The sequence below is a fragment of the Chitinophaga pinensis DSM 2588 genome, from assembly GCF_000024005.1.
Lineage (GTDB): Bacteria > Bacteroidota > Bacteroidia > Chitinophagales > Chitinophagaceae > Chitinophaga > Chitinophaga pinensis.
The window spans coordinates 4849749-4866285 of record NC_013132.1 but is presented as its reverse complement, the minus strand read 5'-3'; the positions used below and the strand labels follow the sequence as shown (position 1 = coordinate 4866285).

General features: G+C 45.5%; 14 protein-coding genes. All 14 read right to left on the bottom strand.

What is annotated here, in order from left to right; translation table 11 throughout:
• Positions 1 to 509: 509 nt before the first annotated feature.
• Positions 510 to 2078 (bottom strand): SGNH/GDSL hydrolase family protein, encoded by a 1569-nt coding sequence (locus CPIN_RS19450; RefSeq protein ID WP_012791549.1) that lies wholly within the window; start codon positions 2076 to 2078, stop codon positions 510 to 512.
• Positions 2078 to 2440 (bottom strand): hypothetical protein, encoded by a 363-nt coding sequence (locus tag CPIN_RS19445; protein ID WP_012791548.1) that lies wholly within the window; start codon positions 2438 to 2440, stop codon positions 2078 to 2080. Before CPIN_RS19445 ends, CPIN_RS19450 begins: the two co-directional genes overlap by 1 nt.
• On the bottom strand, positions 2437 to 2958 hold the full coding sequence (locus CPIN_RS19440; protein ID WP_012791547.1) for a hypothetical protein: 522 nt from the start codon (positions 2956 to 2958) through the stop codon (positions 2437 to 2439). Before CPIN_RS19440 ends, CPIN_RS19445 begins: the two co-directional genes overlap by 4 nt.
• A gap of 5 nt (positions 2959 to 2963) precedes the next feature.
• Positions 2964 to 3824 (bottom strand): carboxylesterase family protein, encoded by an 861-nt coding sequence (locus CPIN_RS19435; RefSeq protein WP_012791546.1) that lies wholly within the window; start codon positions 3822 to 3824, stop codon positions 2964 to 2966.
• A 158-nt stretch (positions 3825 to 3982) separates the two neighbouring features.
• On the bottom strand, positions 3983 to 4243 hold the full coding sequence (locus tag CPIN_RS19425; protein ID WP_012791545.1) for a hypothetical protein: 261 nt from the start codon (positions 4241 to 4243) through the stop codon (positions 3983 to 3985).
• Complete coding sequence (locus CPIN_RS19420; protein ID WP_012791544.1) at positions 4236 to 4643, bottom strand: hypothetical protein; 408 nt, start codon at positions 4641 to 4643, stop codon at positions 4236 to 4238. Before CPIN_RS19420 ends, CPIN_RS19425 begins: the two co-directional genes overlap by 8 nt.
• Complete coding sequence (locus tag CPIN_RS19415) at positions 4640 to 4939, bottom strand: hypothetical protein (RefSeq protein ID WP_012791543.1); 300 nt, start codon at positions 4937 to 4939, stop codon at positions 4640 to 4642. The genes CPIN_RS19420 and CPIN_RS19415 overlap by 4 nt, the downstream gene beginning before the upstream one ends.
• Positions 4940 to 5376: 437 nt before the next feature.
• On the bottom strand, positions 5377 to 6405 hold the full coding sequence (locus CPIN_RS19405; RefSeq protein WP_012791541.1) for a hypothetical protein: 1029 nt from the start codon (positions 6403 to 6405) through the stop codon (positions 5377 to 5379).
• Complete coding sequence (locus tag CPIN_RS36820; protein ID WP_012791540.1) at positions 6389 to 9169, bottom strand: right-handed parallel beta-helix repeat-containing protein; 2781 nt, start codon at positions 9167 to 9169, stop codon at positions 6389 to 6391. The genes CPIN_RS19405 and CPIN_RS36820 overlap by 17 nt, the downstream gene beginning before the upstream one ends.
• Positions 9166 to 9411: a hypothetical protein gene (locus CPIN_RS19395; protein WP_012791539.1), complete on the bottom strand. Its 246-nt coding sequence runs from the start codon at positions 9409 to 9411 to the stop codon at positions 9166 to 9168. Before CPIN_RS19395 ends, CPIN_RS36820 begins: the two co-directional genes overlap by 4 nt.
• Before the next feature lie 2 nt (positions 9412 to 9413).
• On the bottom strand, positions 9414 to 10733 hold the full coding sequence (locus CPIN_RS36815; RefSeq protein WP_012791538.1) for a phage tail protein: 1320 nt from the start codon (positions 10731 to 10733) through the stop codon (positions 9414 to 9416).
• The gene (locus CPIN_RS39470; RefSeq protein ID WP_012791537.1) at positions 10730 to 11494 is read right to left on the bottom strand and encodes a phage tail tube protein; all 765 of its coding nucleotides are present in this window, start codon (positions 11492 to 11494) and stop codon (positions 10730 to 10732) included. The genes CPIN_RS36815 and CPIN_RS39470 overlap by 4 nt, the downstream gene beginning before the upstream one ends.
• The gene (locus CPIN_RS19380) at positions 11494 to 13419 is read right to left on the bottom strand and encodes a hypothetical protein (RefSeq protein WP_148230596.1); all 1926 of its coding nucleotides are present in this window, start codon (positions 13417 to 13419) and stop codon (positions 11494 to 11496) included. The genes CPIN_RS39470 and CPIN_RS19380 overlap by 1 nt, the downstream gene beginning before the upstream one ends.
• 26 nt (positions 13420 to 13445) lie before the next feature.
• Entirely contained in the window at positions 13446 to 16346 is a 2901-nt protein-coding gene (locus CPIN_RS19375) for a hypothetical protein (protein WP_012791535.1), read from the bottom strand.
• Positions 16347 to 16537: the final 191 nt, after the last annotated feature.

The window sequence follows — 16537 nt, the reverse complement described above, 5'->3', positions numbered from 1 at the left end:
CCTGCAGATGAAAGGAAACCTGATTTACACAATCTGCATTACCTGCACTGTGTACGAATTTTAAAATCTACCCTTATCCACACTGCATTTCAATACACAGAATATTTAAGTATGTCTATTCCTATGTCTATATGGGTTGTAGTAGAAAAAATAATCGCAGAACTTATAGTCGGTTTTGAAGATATCAAGTTTTGGAAATTTCTCCCTGAACATATCCAATATTATGAAGACATCATGAGAGTATATAATACTATGAGGTGAGTTAGGAGAATATCCCCAGCCGTCTCTATACTTTACTATATAGCCCTGGTGTACACCAACAGTAACTCCGATCGAATTACCGGTTCCAGCTATATAAGCTTTACCTAAAGTGGACTTATCTCCTATACACACGGTAAAATCAATCGCACACATGGACACTATTTTAGTACAAACTACTACAATATTTGGCAAATAAAAAAGCCGGGTGTGATCACCCGGCCGCTCACAATATCAACCAAAATCAACTTTTATGAGATCTCCACTTGTCTTACGACGAGTGCGTTATTCATTCCAAATTGCGACTGCCCAGCCTTGGGCGCAACAGAATAAGATCCGATCACACCGGTACCGTCTGCTGTGATACCAGTAAATGTTGCCTTTCTACTGGTAGATCCAACGGCATTGAACTCTATAGGAGTTTTCCCGGTGAAGGAAACTACCATGGGGTCCGCATCTAATCCAAATCCAGAATTCAACGAACCATAAACATCTACCTCATAACTTGCACCAGGTATTCCCTTTAAGATAAATTGATACCCGGGTGTTGTGGCGCCATTATTAAAAAATGCTCCAACTTGTGCACCAGCTGCCGGAAGTATCCCGCCTCCGTCGTTTGTGGTTTCACCTGAATCATTTCCAGCATTCCCTGGAACGAATTGAGCACCCCACTTTTGAGTAGCTGTGGTTCCGTCTGTTACCAAGTGAGTAAGTGTGACACCACTCGGATGCGTCCATACCCGGCTGTAATTGTTAGGGTCCAAACCTCCACCGGTTACATTCAAAAACCCTGAAATAGTATCGGTATTGCTCAGCGAGAACCGGAAACCAGCCACCTGCAGCTCAGGATCAGGGGCCGGCGTATTTCCGGAAAGCCCTTGAACGGTCGCGGACCAGGGAGAGACGTAACCGCCAGCATATTTTATGCGGCCCCGGTAGAACTTATTATCCTGCGAAACAATCAGGTTGTTGTCAGTTGTGTCTGTGATTATTGCTGTGTCAGACCATGGGCCGTTTGCGGTATCTGCCTTTTGTATTGGAATGGAGATTCGCTTTCCTGGTTCGGTAACGAACATCTCCGTCATCTTCGCTATTATCAACTGGGCCAAAGCAGCTGCACCTGGATCGTTCAGGTGAATATTATCCCCGTAGTTATACTGCGGGCGCAGCTGGTTACTGTTCGCCGGATTACCCAGCGCAGTATAGGCGTATACCAGGTTGTTGGGGAATGTGCGCAGCTGGAACTCCGCCATATCTTTCTGCTGCTGCTGGCCACCGGAGGATAGTTGCGCTCTTGGGAAGGTGGATATAAATAGTATCCTGGCCCCTGAGCCCAATGCCGCCTCCTGCATGGTGAGCAAATTGTCTTGCCACTCAGACAGAGGAACCAAGCCGCCGGCGGGGTTCGTGCTGTCACTGTCGTTACTGGTATCACAAACTATAATTACCTTGTTCCCGTCGCTCAGGGCCTTGGTGATATTATGCGCTGTGTCTACATAGGCATTATTCCCGTCTGGCATCAGCCGGCGGCTGTTGTAGTTCACAACACAATAGTTGGTAAACTCAGCGTTTGGAAATGCAGTCTCCAGTAGATCGACAATTCCTGCCCCGGGGGATTGGTACTGGCCTGTTCCCTGGCTGTCACCGATCACTCCTATCTTCCCTGTAAGGTAATACGGCGCCGCTCCGACGCTGATAACCTGGTTATCTCCTTCAGCATAGACGCTGATAGCTGGCGCCTCTCCACCAATTGATACAGCACCACCGGAAGCCGGAACGCGAATGACCCCTCCTACTATAACCTGTACAATGTCTCTCATTATTCTGTGATATTATTTACCATCACGTATGGTCCTCGTAATGGATATTGGTTATTGCCTTCGGTTACTGCTACCATCAGATCCCAATCATATGAACCAGGAGAGATGTTCTTTTCACTGTCACTCTTTGACATGACCAGAACCCAGCCAGTCGTATGTTCAAACCATTCCATGCCGTCTCCCATCTCAAATGCTGTCACCACTTTCCCGGCGATGTTCCGCACCTGCGCGCGTACGCGAAACACGTCATTGGGACCAAGGATATTACCGTCAGCGTCAACCAACTGAAAGAAGAATGAGAAGGAGGCATTACGCTGGACCCTGATATCATGCCTCGCGGCGATCACGTTGGATGATGTCATACAAATATTTTTGCCGCCTGGCGGTACATTGAAAGAAACGATGATATTTCTGCCTCGCTGGGGTTGTACCTCTTATTTCCGGTCACCCAGCTGCGCTTATAGGCGATAGCAAGGTCACGTGAGTCGGTAATCTGTGTCTTTGTTACTCTCGACTCGAAGCCGCCGACGTATAAACCACGCTGCTCTACACGATCAATCAGGAAATCAAGACTGTTTGACCAGGAATTAAACTGTAAAAACAGCCGGTCGGCATTCGTACCGTTCTCCTGCTTCCGAACGACACCGGTGATCACCGTGTCAAACTTCGCTGGCCACCTGCCGCTGTCAGCCTGAGCACCAATGAAATTATTATTCAATCCCTTCTGCCCGTTACCAGACTCAAACCGGAACATTATATATGCGGCACGTTTCACCTCCACTGGAGCATCTACCTTTTTAAGGTAGTCTACGACAAGCCCCATTTCAACTATACTCTTCCGGTATGGCACTAACGGCTTATCTTCATAATAGTTCTTCATTACCGTTAGTTTTTAATGATATCATATGATCCGTCGTTATAGACTTTCACTGTATAGGTGAACAACGGTTTCTTAACGACCGGTGTATCTTTTGGCGGTTCGGGGGCTGTAATACCCTTACTGTACTTGCTGAAGAATGTATACACGTCCTGGCCATTGAGCAGGGTTTTTGACTTATAAAGGTTGTCCCAAGGGCCATGTCCTACCGGTTCCGTAGTCAGCCATGCCTGGCCTCCGGTCGCCAGTATCTTTGACATGTAATCCTTCGCATTCTCCAGGAAAGGGCCTGATTTATCTACCGTGCCAGCCCAGAACCAAACAGGTATTTTGTTTTTTGCCAATGTAGTGATATTCGCCACCTCTGCAGGCTGGAGCGCAGCCGGCGAAGCGCTGACCACAGCAGAAACGTATTCAGGATGTGCAATGGCCATCGCAAGCGATCCGCCACCGCCATACGAGAGACCGGTTGTATATATCCTATTCTTATCTATATTATACTGAGAGAAGAACTGATTTTGTAGCGTATAGTCTATGACTGATGGAGAGGGAGTGCTCCATTGATCCTGAATAGCGATCACAATGAACGGGATCTCAAGGCCGGAATTGATGTACCTCGGCAGGCCATTGTTCAGCAGCGTATTATAAGATGATGTACGTGACGCCTCACCGGCGCCATGAAACCATAGAATTGTAGGCCAGGTAGCCTGACTGTCGTAATTCTTTGGTAAGAATACAGAGGCGCTGAGCACATGCCCCCACTGGTCTATCCTGACACCAGTACCTGCCGGCGCATCATACTTAATCTGCTTCATCTGGCCGAATGCCAGAACGGGTAAGGCTATAAGCAGCCAGATTAATTTTTTCATGTTTCTCTTTTATTTTGTTCACTGTTTCAAGCTCTGACACCTTGGCTCCTACGTAGGTAAATAAACATAGTGTTGCCACAAATGACAGAAAGCATAAAAATGTAAGGCGCATTGCCTGATTGATACCTACCGGCGAATAAAGAAAGTTTCTCATACAATTATTTTTTACGGTCTTCCTTCTGCTGGAGCATCAACTTTATATCGAATAAAGTATTGTCTATCTTGTCTAACTTCTGCGAGGTTTCTACTGCCTGTTCTTTCGCGTCCTTTTTGAACTCACTAAAATTGTTCTCCAGAGTGGTAATCCTTAATTCATTCTTTGCATTCATTGTGCCGGCATTATAGATGATCGTACCGAACATAACGGCCATACCCATCAATCCTGCAAGAAATTGCCATATTTTCAGCGGCCTATCCATGTTTGTGGTGTATTGATTTTCTGTACTTAATGAATATTTTGAGAGCAGCTGCACACAGGATTAGCCCTTCTATCGCCAGAACAACTTCGCTCCTTCTATGCCAGCCGATGTAATGGAAAATGTCTATAGCCTGGATAATGGCAATCGCAGTAACCATTATCTCATAATCAGCGTCTGATCTCCTAGTCGTAATGGTCATTTTTAACCAGACAGCCCAGAAGATCAAAGCATATGACAGCGTTTGAGCCAGGTCATGTACGTACCACTGAATATCTTCCGCTGCATCATTGAACAGATACCAGTGTACCCATTGCGCAGGTGCAGAATTCCACAACCGGTGAAGATTATTAATCGGCCACCAGAGGAAAAGAAGTATCAGTATGTAGTGTTTGCGTCTCATTTCGGCCCACGCGGTTTATTAGGATCTGTTCCTCCAGGTCCATCAGGGGGCGCATCGGAATACGTTCTTATCTGCAAGGCGGTGCTTGCCCTGGTTAATGCAGTTGCAATAGCGAATGCTGCTGCCAACAATTGCAAAATCCAGTGAAGCCATTCCTTTGTCAAATTGGATACCGTACCAGGCATTGTGTCAATAAGCTCAGGTAGTAACGGTGCCGCCAAAGCAAAAATAGCTGTCAGGTTTACGAGCCATGGCGGGCTTGCTTGTTTCAGATTGTTAAATACGGTCGTTGCCATGTTGTATTTTATGGGTATTTGATTAAAGCGTATGGCATATAGAATATACCTTTCAGTGTCGTGAATCCTGTGGCTATCCCTACTATGCTGATATAAATATTTACTGATCCAGAGGTTGCATTTACAGCCCTAGGTTGTGCAGTTAGAGGAATCACCGTGTTGCCAGTCAGTTGCGCCAAACTAGGACTCAATGAACTATAAAGGTTATTGTATGATGTAGCATTGGTCCCTGCACTTACACTAAAGACGCCTACACCAGTTCCAGCCGAATCCACTATTGTTAACTGAGCGCCTGCAACAGCGGTAAAAATGTATCCTTGAGGGATACTGAACAAAAAGGTAGTACCCGGGACCAGAAAGTCTACAGGGCTAACTATTGCGCTTCTTACTAAAACCGAATCCGGAGTAAATGCCATGTCTTTGTTTTATTTTGAGGGTTATTTGATCCACCAATCCGTTCCATCTGTCCACACCGTGACAGAGGCGGGATATGTAGACAAAACATATGTACTTGCCCCGGCGACCATACCAGAGGTGCCTTGAATAGTCACCGTAAACGCATTGTTGCTCGTTTTAACTATCGTGTACTCCCTCCCAACTATATTAGTTGCAAGCGGCAGTGTTATAGTGGTATTAGCCGTATTAGTGACCTTTACATAGAAATGATCTCCTATCGTCACCCCGCCGTTTGTAGTGAGTATCGTGGGGTGAGAATAAGTCCCGTTAACCGTCACGCTACTGTTGGGAGTAGTAGTACCAAGGCCAAAGTTACCTGCGCTGTCTATGCGCAACCTTTCAGCATAGCTATTCGGCCCAGTAGATTGTCCCAACACAAACACCGGTGTATTACCGGTAGTGCTGGTAACAGAACCCATAAAAATCTGCTGTGAATTATTAGCGCTATTTTGGCTGCTGAAAACATACCAGTTACCTACACCATTTGCCATGCTTGCATTAAACATGTTTACTCCTATTGCCGCCGGTCGATTATTAACTATACTGGTTGATGTGTACACAGATGTCGAGGTGTCCCTTATGCCCAGTTTGTACGATGGAGAAGCACTGCCAATACCGACCCTACCCAAAGCATAGATAGCACCAGCAGTGTAAATACCAGATCCTGATTGTGGGCTGGACACTTGGTTTTGAATATAATTACCTGATCCGGTAATGGGCGCGAAGTTCGTGCTTACATAATCTTCACTGGCGAAGTACCTAGTAACAGTACCCCATTTACCAATAAATTTACCTACACGGGTGTCATGCCATATTGAGCCGGAGCTATCCACGTTATTATATAACACATACCATAACCCCAAATTCGGGGTTCTGAGCACACTATCCTCTATACGGCCTTTTTCCCTGTAATAGAAGTTTTGTGGCGTGAAGCTGATAGCGCGTGGCGTCTGTGCGTAACCCATTGACACAATGAGGAGCAGTAATATTGTTTTAAGAAGTCTTAACATAGTCTGTTTTTGTAATCCAATAACCTGAGTTTTTCTTTGCCCATCCTATATTTGAAGGGGCGTCTGCAAGACTGGTAAACCATACTTCGTCCCCGAAATTGGCTGTTGGGAAGTTCGCATCAAGGAATGATGTTGAAAGCAGATCAGTTGAATTTGTAGATACTCCTGAATACTGTTCCCCTATACTTGATATGGATACTACCATTACATTGGTTCCATCAGAGTATAATAAGAGGTATCCACCTTGTCCCCGAATCGTCTTTCCATTAGCACCGTCTATATTCTCGCCGGACGCCGGCAGTGTCTGTACTGTGCCAGTACCAGAATCAGTCTTTTTTACTAAAGCAAATTTATTCGTCCACAGATTTGCGGCAAGCAATTGGTATGTTCTGTTAGTGTTTCCAGTAGAAAATGAAGCACACCCCTGGTCAACAACTTGCACACCATTTGCATTTGTGTATGTAGCAAGTCTTGGGGATAATGCGCCAGATGGAGTGCTGAGCATTAATATTGACCAATATGTGCCGTTGAATTCACTATGAAGCATCCCCCGACCTATATTCATAGACCGGCTGGTACCATTCTGGTCGAATGTTAGGCCACCAGAATTGATGACAGTTACTGTGTTCAGCGTGCTGTCTATTTTCTTGATGATAAATCGCTTCCCTGATAGAGCGGCCGGTTGAGTGATAGTCACATTACCAGACGTGGCATCTACCTCAACGTACTCGTCGTCAAGGGTCAGTGTCGTATTAGCGGAAACCGATCTTACGGCCCTATCGGTTACTCTAAGAGTTGGGTAAAAGCGGCATTCTCTCCAAGAACTAGCTATGTAAGTCCAGCCTTCTATGAAATATTGCCGATCAGGGTCAGTTCCGACTATTGAAGGATTCGTATTGACAATATGGTCACCAGTTGCCCACGTTCCTGCGCCAGGTGCGGCCGTGCTGTATCCGACAAACTTAGATGCCAGGATGTTTATACCATTGTAAGAAATTCGCAACCCACTGGTAGCCCCGATGATGTTCTGGCCAAAAATAGGGTTGGTCCCGGAGTAAACGATCCCCTGAGCCATACTGGCGATGGAACTATCTGGCTTGATGTCGTTCTGTGTTAGTATTACATTGTCGCAAGTAGAACCGATAATTATACCGGTAGCATTTGTGGCAAAGTGTCTTGTTATATTACGACTAACATTACTGTTTATAGTCAATGCCAGGTTGATGCCCGTAGTAGACACCCGTATTGTGTTATCTGCTATGATCAGGCCATCAATCGGGTTATAATTCCTGTTTATGCCACCTTGGAGACCGGCAGCGGTTCCAGTGAGGCTTATGGCAGGGTTCGCGTTCTGTGACTTCTCAATAGTGTTTCCGGTTATCACCAGGCCCGTACCTGTAGGACGGCCAGCGTAATCTGCCATCAAACCATTTGCCGCAACATCGCTATCCAATGTACTACGGAAAAGTCCATTTATACCGGTGGCGGTAGCCTTATAAATGTTATTATCTGTCACAGAAAAATCCGAACAGTCAGTTATATAAATACCGAATCCTCCGGTAGTGTCTATGGTATTCCCACTGATATTCCCATTAAAACAAGCGACCGCACGTATGCCGTGCCTGTTATTTCTCATTAGTACATTACTGGTTACCGTTGTTCCTATAGACTGACCCAATCCGATTGCAGCCTCTGACAATGACCCAGACAGGTTCGATCCCAACATAGTATTATCCAGGCAGTTACCTACTATGGAAGAATAGTGGCATTTCTGCATGTAGATCCCCATCCCTTTTGCTGTCGTGCCTGACAGAACGCCAATACCGGATATATGATTGAAAGCAATACCACAACGATAAAGCAATGGAACAGTACCATCGCCATAAGATGCTTCGTAAGCAGCAATCCCGTAGGCATCAAAATCTTTGATCGTATTCCCCTCAAACAGGTTATCATATCCATGACATATAGCACCGATGCCGATTTCCATGTTGTGATTACCCAACAGGGTGTTGCGCAATATCTTATTGCCAACGTGGAAATAGCCATCTCCAGCATAGCCGATGCGGATATGGGACATATCCTGCAGTGATCCACTCCCGTCCTTGCCTACGCAATTCTCAATGTAGTTGTTTTCAACCACGTTATAGGTACAGCCAATAGTGGAACTCCGCTGAAGCAGGGATATACCGCCACCCTGGAAGTTGGTTATGCGGCAGTCATGTATCCAACATCTGTTTGTGCCAAATAATACTATCGAAGCGACGTATGCAGCAGTGCCTCCGGTTGGTTTAGTCGCCGTTCCGTCTATATTCACCATGAACTCACAGTAGTTTGACGAGCAGGTAAATACATTAAAGGTGCCGACCGGTTTAATGATGGCGTTGGTGTCACAAATGAACCGTATCCCATCGAAAGGGAGATTGATTGTTCCAGTGATCTTATAGTTGCCATTAGGCACCCACACCTCACCAGTAAGGTTACTCACGTTTGCAGCGTCACGGAATGCCTGGGTCGAATCACTTACCCCGAAAGGATCTGCGCCAAACATCAATACGGATATTGAACGCTCGATCCCACGACGGTAATACTCACCAGTTGTAGTATCCTTAAGGAACATCTTACCAGTTGCATCTGCGTCCACAATGGATGTCCCGTCTATCTTAGTTGTAGCCTTCTGCCAACCAAGATAGGTGCCGATATTGGGGTCAAAACCCTGCACTAACGTGTTTGGAACTCCTCCTCCTGGCGATACTAATTTCATGATGCAAAACTGTTTCCTGGTGTCCAATCGCTACCTTCTTCACCTGATCCTGTAGCAATCCATTGTTGATTTACCGTATCCCACTGATATTGAATCCCATTATATGCCCCCAGCGCAACCTTACCCTGGTCCTTTGGCGGGTCTGTTATATTCGCCAGAGTTGGTATATAAAGACCCCCAGTGAACTTTGACTCACCTGGATGTATGTAATCCGCTCCCGCTGTATTAATCTGTTGCGCCATTGTTATACATATATTAAAGGCAGTTCGCCTATGTTTTTAGGTCTTGTTTCTGATCCTCCGGTTGCATCGTTCGCTGCATGTAGGGTATTCGTGCCTGCACCACCATTGCCGCTTGAACTTGTCACCCAACCTGTACCGCCAAGACTATCATTACTCGTCTCAGCTCTCCATGTGTGGGTATGTGATTTAAATTCATCTGATTGTGCAGAACCGGGTTTATTTTGAAGAGAGGAAGCAACTCTGTCTGCATCTATGTTGGCCCCGAGATCGAGCCATCTTGGAAAGTACCCACGCAGGTCGGGCACTTGTAGTGTGTTTACCCCGTCTCCCCATCCCCAGTAGGTCTTCGCTGATCCCCAGCTGGCAGCATTAAGAACAACTCCAGGATAGGCTGCGTTTAGCCTGTTTAGGTAATCAAGTAACCTTGGATAGTCGGATCGCAATACTGTTTGCCCTTGGGCAATCAGCTGATTCGGCCCTCTGAGCCTACCAGCGACTATTTGTCCTACTCTATAATACCCGATATTATCATCCACGATATACCACGATACTCCCGACCTGATCAAGCTTATACGCTCATTCCTGCCAAGCCAAACACCCTGTACACCAGTACCATTAAATCCTATGACCTGGCCAAGTGGCGCGTTAATAGTAGACTGTGCATCAGTCAAGGTATTCTGAGATATAGAGCAGATGACATTTTCAGGATAACTACTGCTCAATGTTATAGTGCCAGCACTTTGTATCGTGATATGTTTCCTGTGACTGGATGCTGTTAGAAAGGTATTCCCAGCAACGGGATACACGCCAGAAACAAACCTTCCGATAGCATCCGGCGCCGATATAATAGGACTGATCTGAGGCTGAAACTGGAGAGTGATTATCTCTCCATCATTGAATACATCTCCTTCACCATTAGCATCTGTACGCAACAGACGCACCTGTCTTGATGGTTGGTCATTGTCCCACTCCAAGCCCTTAACCATCAACTCGATACCACGTCTATTGACGCTATACACTTTACCATCCAAATATGGATCGTTTATGTATCCTTTCTCCAAACCATCTGTATCCATGTAGGTACCCACTGTAACTCCGGATGGAAGTAATTCTCCAATACGGTATACTCTTTCAGGTAGGACTATGCCGCTACCAATCATATTGGATATGATATAACCCAACAATTCCAGCCCTGCCTTATATGATACTCCGGTATTCGGATTACACAGCGCTACAAGCCAATCTTCATCAGGCGTTAGCGGCTCAGCGGGGGATAGCTCCCGTATACTATAGAGATCGACCTTATCTACATCTGGCCTCATGGTCCTACTTCAAATGGCGTCAATAATTCATTCCCATCATCTGTCGGGCTGATACCGCCATCACCGGCTCCTACCCATAATCCTGTTAATCCGCCTTGTTCTGCAGGAACCCACTCTGGAGTCTCTGGAGCATTCCAGGCTATTGTCATTGTGAAATTGCAGCTGTTATCTGGGCTGCTCAATTGATAATATTGATTGAATGGATATTCGTTGAACTGTGTCACTACTTCATCGGGATTGTTTGCCAGCCCAATCACACTGCCGTCGTACCACAATACTGTCACCGGATATGGATTCGGACAGCCTGCCAAGCGAACGCCGTATATATCCGACAGGTAAACAGTACGAACCAGTGGATTTTTAACCACCTGGAGCGGACCAGTTCCCCTTGCTGACATTTCGTATCTCAGAATCTCTGCGGCTGGACTGGACTCAGACAAGCTTGTGATAAACATGTACCCTCTGTACTGCAATCCTCCTGTGGGGTCTATCCCAGCTCTCCACTCTATAATGGTCCCAGCATCTTGAAAATCCCGCAGATCGATTACATTCATATCGTCCTGATACACAGTAAGGCCTGGCGCGCTGATGGTGTAAGAGTTGATTCCTGGGATATATGACGCCCAACGGCCATTATTCGGGCCAGTAGTCTCCAGTTCTTCCGTAGACGTCTCTATGACGCAGTCGGTAGAATGACATATCGCGATCGGTATGCCATCACGGAGGATATAAAACTTGAAGTCACTACCATTTACATACATCAGTCTTCCTCCTTCTTAGCCAGTGGCGTCAATGTATAATCACCAATCCCGCTGCCTATCGGCATTATCTCAGTAGCATATATTGAATGAGTGCAGGCCTTGATGTCGTATTTATCACGGATCAGCATCATTTTTTTTGCGTCTTTGTCTGTTAAAGTAATCACATGATGGAATGAAAGCTCATTACTCAACACATCACCATCAAAGCTGTATCCAGCCTTATATTGCTGGTCAAGCTCCCCTCGCAGCACCACTTCATCTATATTTCTCCCATTCCAGTCATTTTGTGGCAAGGCGCGCTTTCTTCCGGCATCGTCATAGAACAAACAGTTTGACAGTCCGTCATCTGATCTGTCCAAATAGAACCGATCTTTATCATCAGGCTTTAAACTGAACGTCTTGCTATTCACTACATCTTCTTTCACTTTTATATAGATATCGTTATAAACTCCTATATATGGCGGGAAGAAATGCGTATAATATATTGTTCCACCAGGCGCCACAGGGTCATCGGTATTAGTTGGTGTAACCTCTGAATAGATAATATAGAGCCTTACCTCTAGATTATCAGAATCCAAAGCACTTGGTATCGGTTCGCTGGTTATCTCCAAAGTGCCGCTATCGCCCTTGCCTTTCGTAGAGATGAAGTAATAATCAGCTTCTCCGAAGCCTCCAATAGTTGAATAATCGTTCCATTTGCCGTCTTGGCCAAGAGTATAGCCATAAATCAGTGCTGTTGGTGGGTCAACTAGCGTTACGACGCACTTACAGGAAACCTGGTATTCGGTTGTCGTCGGAGATGGAAGAGTCAAGTATCCTTTAACCTTCAGCTCTACTCTAATACGTTTCCCTGGCACTACTGGTATACCTTGATACATCGTTTGGCCGAGGTCACCTGGCACAAATAGCCTATACGGATCTTCTACACTCCCAGAGCCAAGTCGAGTATATATATCGGTGTTAACTCCATCCCATTCATCAAACGGCCCCTCCGCATCAGTCCTCCAGTCGAAATTTCGTACCTGATTGATAACTTTCAGATCATAGTTAACCGTCTGCTTCTTCAGTCCAGGGTTCACCACCAAATACTGTGACTTATTCAGGTAGATTACAGTATCAGACACTGAATTCCCTAGAGGCTGCTGAACATCGTAATTAATTGAATCAACGCCTTCTGTATCATCAGGAGTAATCGTTGTGATGCTTTGAACTTCATCATTTAGGTCTTGGAACCGCTGTAGCCAGTACTTCCCTGATGAATAAAGCATCCTTGATCCAGTACTTGATAATATCTGCTCAAGTGCGTCATAACAAAATTTGGCGCCGTCTGTGAAGTCGAATACCGAATCTGTATGTGCATACAGCGAATCTGTAACCCTACCGGTGCCTATTGCTGCTGGCTTAATATTGAATAAAATAGATAGGATACTGTCTTCATAGCCCACAGAGGCAAACAGTGCCCGCTTTAACAACTCCCCTAACGTCACAAAGTCATATAGGAACAACCCGTTTTTATTGAGGTCAACATACTTCCCCTTGCTGAACGAGAAGTCGACAGCATTTATAGTATAAGTGAATGGAGGCGCCAGCCATGGATAACGGTTGCTTGAAGGCGTTACAAAACCTTTCCAGTAAAGTACAGGTGTAGTATTATCCGGCAGCTTGCTTACCACCATGAGCCACTGATCCTCTTCTATGTCTATGAAAGTTTCTGGATCTGGCATGTCAGACCCGGTGTAGTAATACACCAGTTCAGCCTTACTGGATATGATCGGCTTGAACTGATCGTTTTCGTCCCCATCCCAGGTGATCGAAATAGGAGTGCCACCACCGTATGTGAGCATTAAAGGAGACGCCGAATCGGCTGCATTCTTCAGCTGAAGATCAACGCGCCAAAGAAGATCTTTCTTATCGCGAAACTGCATTCTATATATGGTACCATATAAAGCCATCAGTATCCGCCCCTCCTGCGCGACTGGTCAATTCTTATCCTCAATTTATCGTAGTCGAAGTCTATACTAGCGATACCAAAACCGCCACCGCCTATTTTGTCCCATAACTCTGATGGAATAATCGCTTCCTTTCTACCTGGGTTATCGCCCACCATTGCAAGGGTAGGCTCTGTTACAACACCGCCAGTGGCGAAAGATGGCACCTTAGAAGCATAGGCTTTAAGAGCGCTGCCAGCTACAAGCGCTGCAGCCCCTGCTACTGCGGCAGCTACTGGGCTGAAAGTCTTAATTGCAATCTGCACTCCCTTTAATATCCCGCTATAAGCAATTAATTGCTTACCAAGACTTTGCAAGTAAGAACCAAATATTCCAGCAAACGATTGTATGGCTCCCTTAAATCCATTCCCCATAAAGGCGCCAGCTATTGCGTCTCCTAAAGAACCGGCAATATCTAATGCTAGACTCTGAAAAGAGTCATTGATTGTCGCAAGGAACGCCTCTAACTTTAACTTACTGGCAGCATATTTATCAGACAAATCCGAAACCGTGTTATTAAACCTTTGTTGCGCAGTGGCTGCATTTACTAAGGATGTATTAATTGCTTGTAGCTGACCGTTAACTAACCTAAAGCTGCTTGTATCGAATAAAGCCGAACTGCTCGTTTTAGCAGTCAAGGAATCATACTTTTTACTAAGTTCTTTAAAGCTGTTGCTTGCTGGATCAACGCCCAACTTTTTTAATGACTCCATCTGCTGCCGAAGGCTAATTATTTGTTCTTCTGCAGTTATAATTGACTTGCCATCAAAATTGAAAAGTTGAGCACCGAATAAATCCTGCTTGCCAATAATGCTACCCTCAAGATCATTGATATGCTTCTGTATATTCTCCAGCTCAGGAGATGTGGGCTTAAGACCCAAGTTCACAAGCTTATCAAAAGCTGACTGAAGGATTTGTATCTTATCCTTTGCAAGGAAGTCAAGTGCTCCTCCTGTATTTTTAAACTGAGCGTCAGATGCCGCCAATTGTGCATTCATTATTTCCAGAACCTTAGAGATTGACTCTCCCGCACTTTTGGTGTCTGCATCCTGCTTACCAAAAGGATTTACCTTAACTTGCAGATCAGCTATCTTCTTACCCGTATTTAGTATTTCGTCGTACGCTTGATTTTGCTTATTTATGAAGCCGTTGGTATTTTCAACCAATTTTGCCCTTGCTGCTTCATTGGCCATTATTTTTGACTGCGCTTCATCGATTTGCCTACCAGTCAACTGTCCGTTTTGAATACGCTTACGTTGCCTGATTTGTGCTGCATCAAATTCATCTAATGCCTTACGAGCCTTGTCTGCATTATCTTTATTGAATGCATAGACTTTCGCAAGCTCTTCGAGTTGCCCTTGATACGCTTTTATCAGTGCAGAGTTGAATAACGATGCATTATATTCATCTAAAGCCTTCCTAGCAGCATCGGTCTGAAGCGTCTCAAGTTTAAGATCGTCAAGATAACCATTTGTCTGCTTCTTCAGTTCTTTTAGGGCTGCCACCCTGTCCTTCCTGGACCTCACATCATCAGTTGCTATTTCAAATAGACGATTAAGAGTTGCTATCTCCCCAAGGGCTTCTGCATTATACTGTTGCAGGGTAGCTGCCGCCTCTTTTATAACTTGGCCTGTTGTTTTTATAGCCTTGGCTGCCTCCTCTGCCTTGGATTTGGCCTGGGATTGCCTCATTGAGTACACAGTCCATAAAGATATTGCAGCAGATAACCCCAATGTGAATATACCTGCGGGACCAAACACAGAACCGGCAAGTGTGCGTAACGCCGCACCAGTGCTACCTGTTTGACGCTGCAACTGACCGAAAGCGTCTATTAACTGGGTAATGTTGTTACCAATACCGATTACACCGAACGGCGCATCTCGGATAATGTTGTTTAATCCAGCTATAGCTCCCGTTGCATTAGCTGCTGGCCTAACCAAACTTTGAGTTGATGTAGCAAGCCTCGCGTTTGCCTGGACTGCATACTGAGCAGTACGACTCATGCCTACAAGTGAGGCATTTCCAGAATTTACGGCCCTAGTCAGATTCGTGATTCCCACAGACGTGGCACTTGTCGCTAGTGGCAGCCGGCCGAACGTATTAACTACATCCTGTGTATTCCTTGTTAACCCTTGAATATCACTGGCATAACCGGTATAAAACGACCTTATACTTGCTCTACTGTTTGAAAATGCAGCACCAAGATTGGTTATCCCTAAAGCCGCAGCAGTAGTTGCTGGGGACAGCCGGTTCAGGGCACCGGCGGCAGAGTAATAATCAAGGATCACAGCGTTAAAGGATGCCCCTGAGCGCTGTGCAGTACTATTAGTATTTTGTAATGAGTTGTTAGCCTGCGTTGCGGCATTGCCGAGATTAATAAATGACGCCTGCCCATTTTGAATAGCATTCGCCAAGTTTGTGATACCAGCAGCAGCTGCACTTGTTATAGGCGAAAGATTATTAATGCTGGTGGACGTGCCACTAATATTTGCTGAAGCCTGAGAGGCTGTGTTACTGAGACTGACGAACGACGCGTTACCGGTGTTTATAGCATTAGCAAGATTTGTTATTCCCGCAGCAGCTGCTCCTGTGACAGGAGATAGTCCATTTACTGCGTTCGTTGTATTATTAATGGCACTATTAGCATTAATTGCAGACCCACTCAAGTAATTGAATGACGCTGCACCACTGTTGACCGCATTGGCTAAATTCGTAATGCCAGCTGCGGCGGCACCAGACTGTGGAGATAACCTATTTACTGTGTTACTGAAATTAGTTATTCCATTGATAGCGGCATTCAACGCATTATTCAGCGCCGTAACGGTTGCCCCGATCTGAATATTTAGTCCTGCGTTGCTTGCCATCAATTAAGTTTATATCGGTTGAAAAGAGCCCTCATTTGATCTGGCGTAAGTTTAACCGGTTTTGGTTGTTCTTTTATTTCATCCGTTATGAGCCTAAAAAGCTTCTCCTCTTTAAGTGAACGTGCTTTCTTAGGGTCAGCATTAGCCATAACTGTAAAGAATGAAGATCTTCTTACACCCTCAAGGTATCT

Coding starts and splice junctions, on each gene's coding strand:
- CPIN_RS19450 (WP_012791549.1), bottom strand. CDS start 2,078: ATGAGAGACATTGTACAGGTTATAGTAGGAGGGGTCATTCGCGTTCCG.
- CPIN_RS19445 (WP_012791548.1), bottom strand. CDS start 2,440: ATGACATCATCCAACGTGATCGCCGCGAGGCATGATATCAGGGTCCAG.
- CPIN_RS19440 (WP_012791547.1), bottom strand. CDS start 2,958: ATGAAGAACTATTATGAAGATAAGCCGTTAGTGCCATACCGGAAGAGT.
- CPIN_RS19435 (WP_012791546.1), bottom strand. CDS start 3,824: ATGAAAAAATTAATCTGGCTGCTTATAGCCTTACCCGTTCTGGCATTC.
- CPIN_RS19425 (WP_012791545.1), bottom strand. CDS start 4,243: ATGGATAGGCCGCTGAAAATATGGCAATTTCTTGCAGGATTGATGGGT.
- CPIN_RS19420 (WP_012791544.1), bottom strand. CDS start 4,643: ATGAGACGCAAACACTACATACTGATACTTCTTTTCCTCTGGTGGCCG.
- CPIN_RS19415 (WP_012791543.1), bottom strand. CDS start 4,939: ATGGCAACGACCGTATTTAACAATCTGAAACAAGCAAGCCCGCCATGG.
- CPIN_RS19405 (WP_012791541.1), bottom strand. CDS start 6,405: ATGTTAAGACTTCTTAAAACAATATTACTGCTCCTCATTGTGTCAATG.
- CPIN_RS36820 (WP_012791540.1), bottom strand. CDS start 9,169: ATGAAATTAGTATCGCCAGGAGGAGGAGTTCCAAACACGTTAGTGCAG.
- CPIN_RS19395 (WP_012791539.1), bottom strand. CDS start 9,411: ATGGCGCAACAGATTAATACAGCGGGAGCGGATTACATACATCCAGGT.
- CPIN_RS36815 (WP_012791538.1), bottom strand. CDS start 10,733: ATGAGGCCAGATGTAGATAAGGTCGATCTCTATAGTATACGGGAGCTA.
- CPIN_RS39470 (WP_012791537.1), bottom strand. CDS start 11,494: ATGTATGTAAATGGTAGTGACTTCAAGTTTTATATCCTCCGTGATGGC.
- CPIN_RS19380 (WP_148230596.1), bottom strand. CDS start 13,419: ATGCAGTTTCGCGATAAGAAAGATCTTCTTTGGCGCGTTGATCTTCAG.
- CPIN_RS19375 (WP_012791535.1), bottom strand. CDS start 16,346: ATGGCAAGCAACGCAGGACTAAATATTCAGATCGGGGCAACCGTTACG.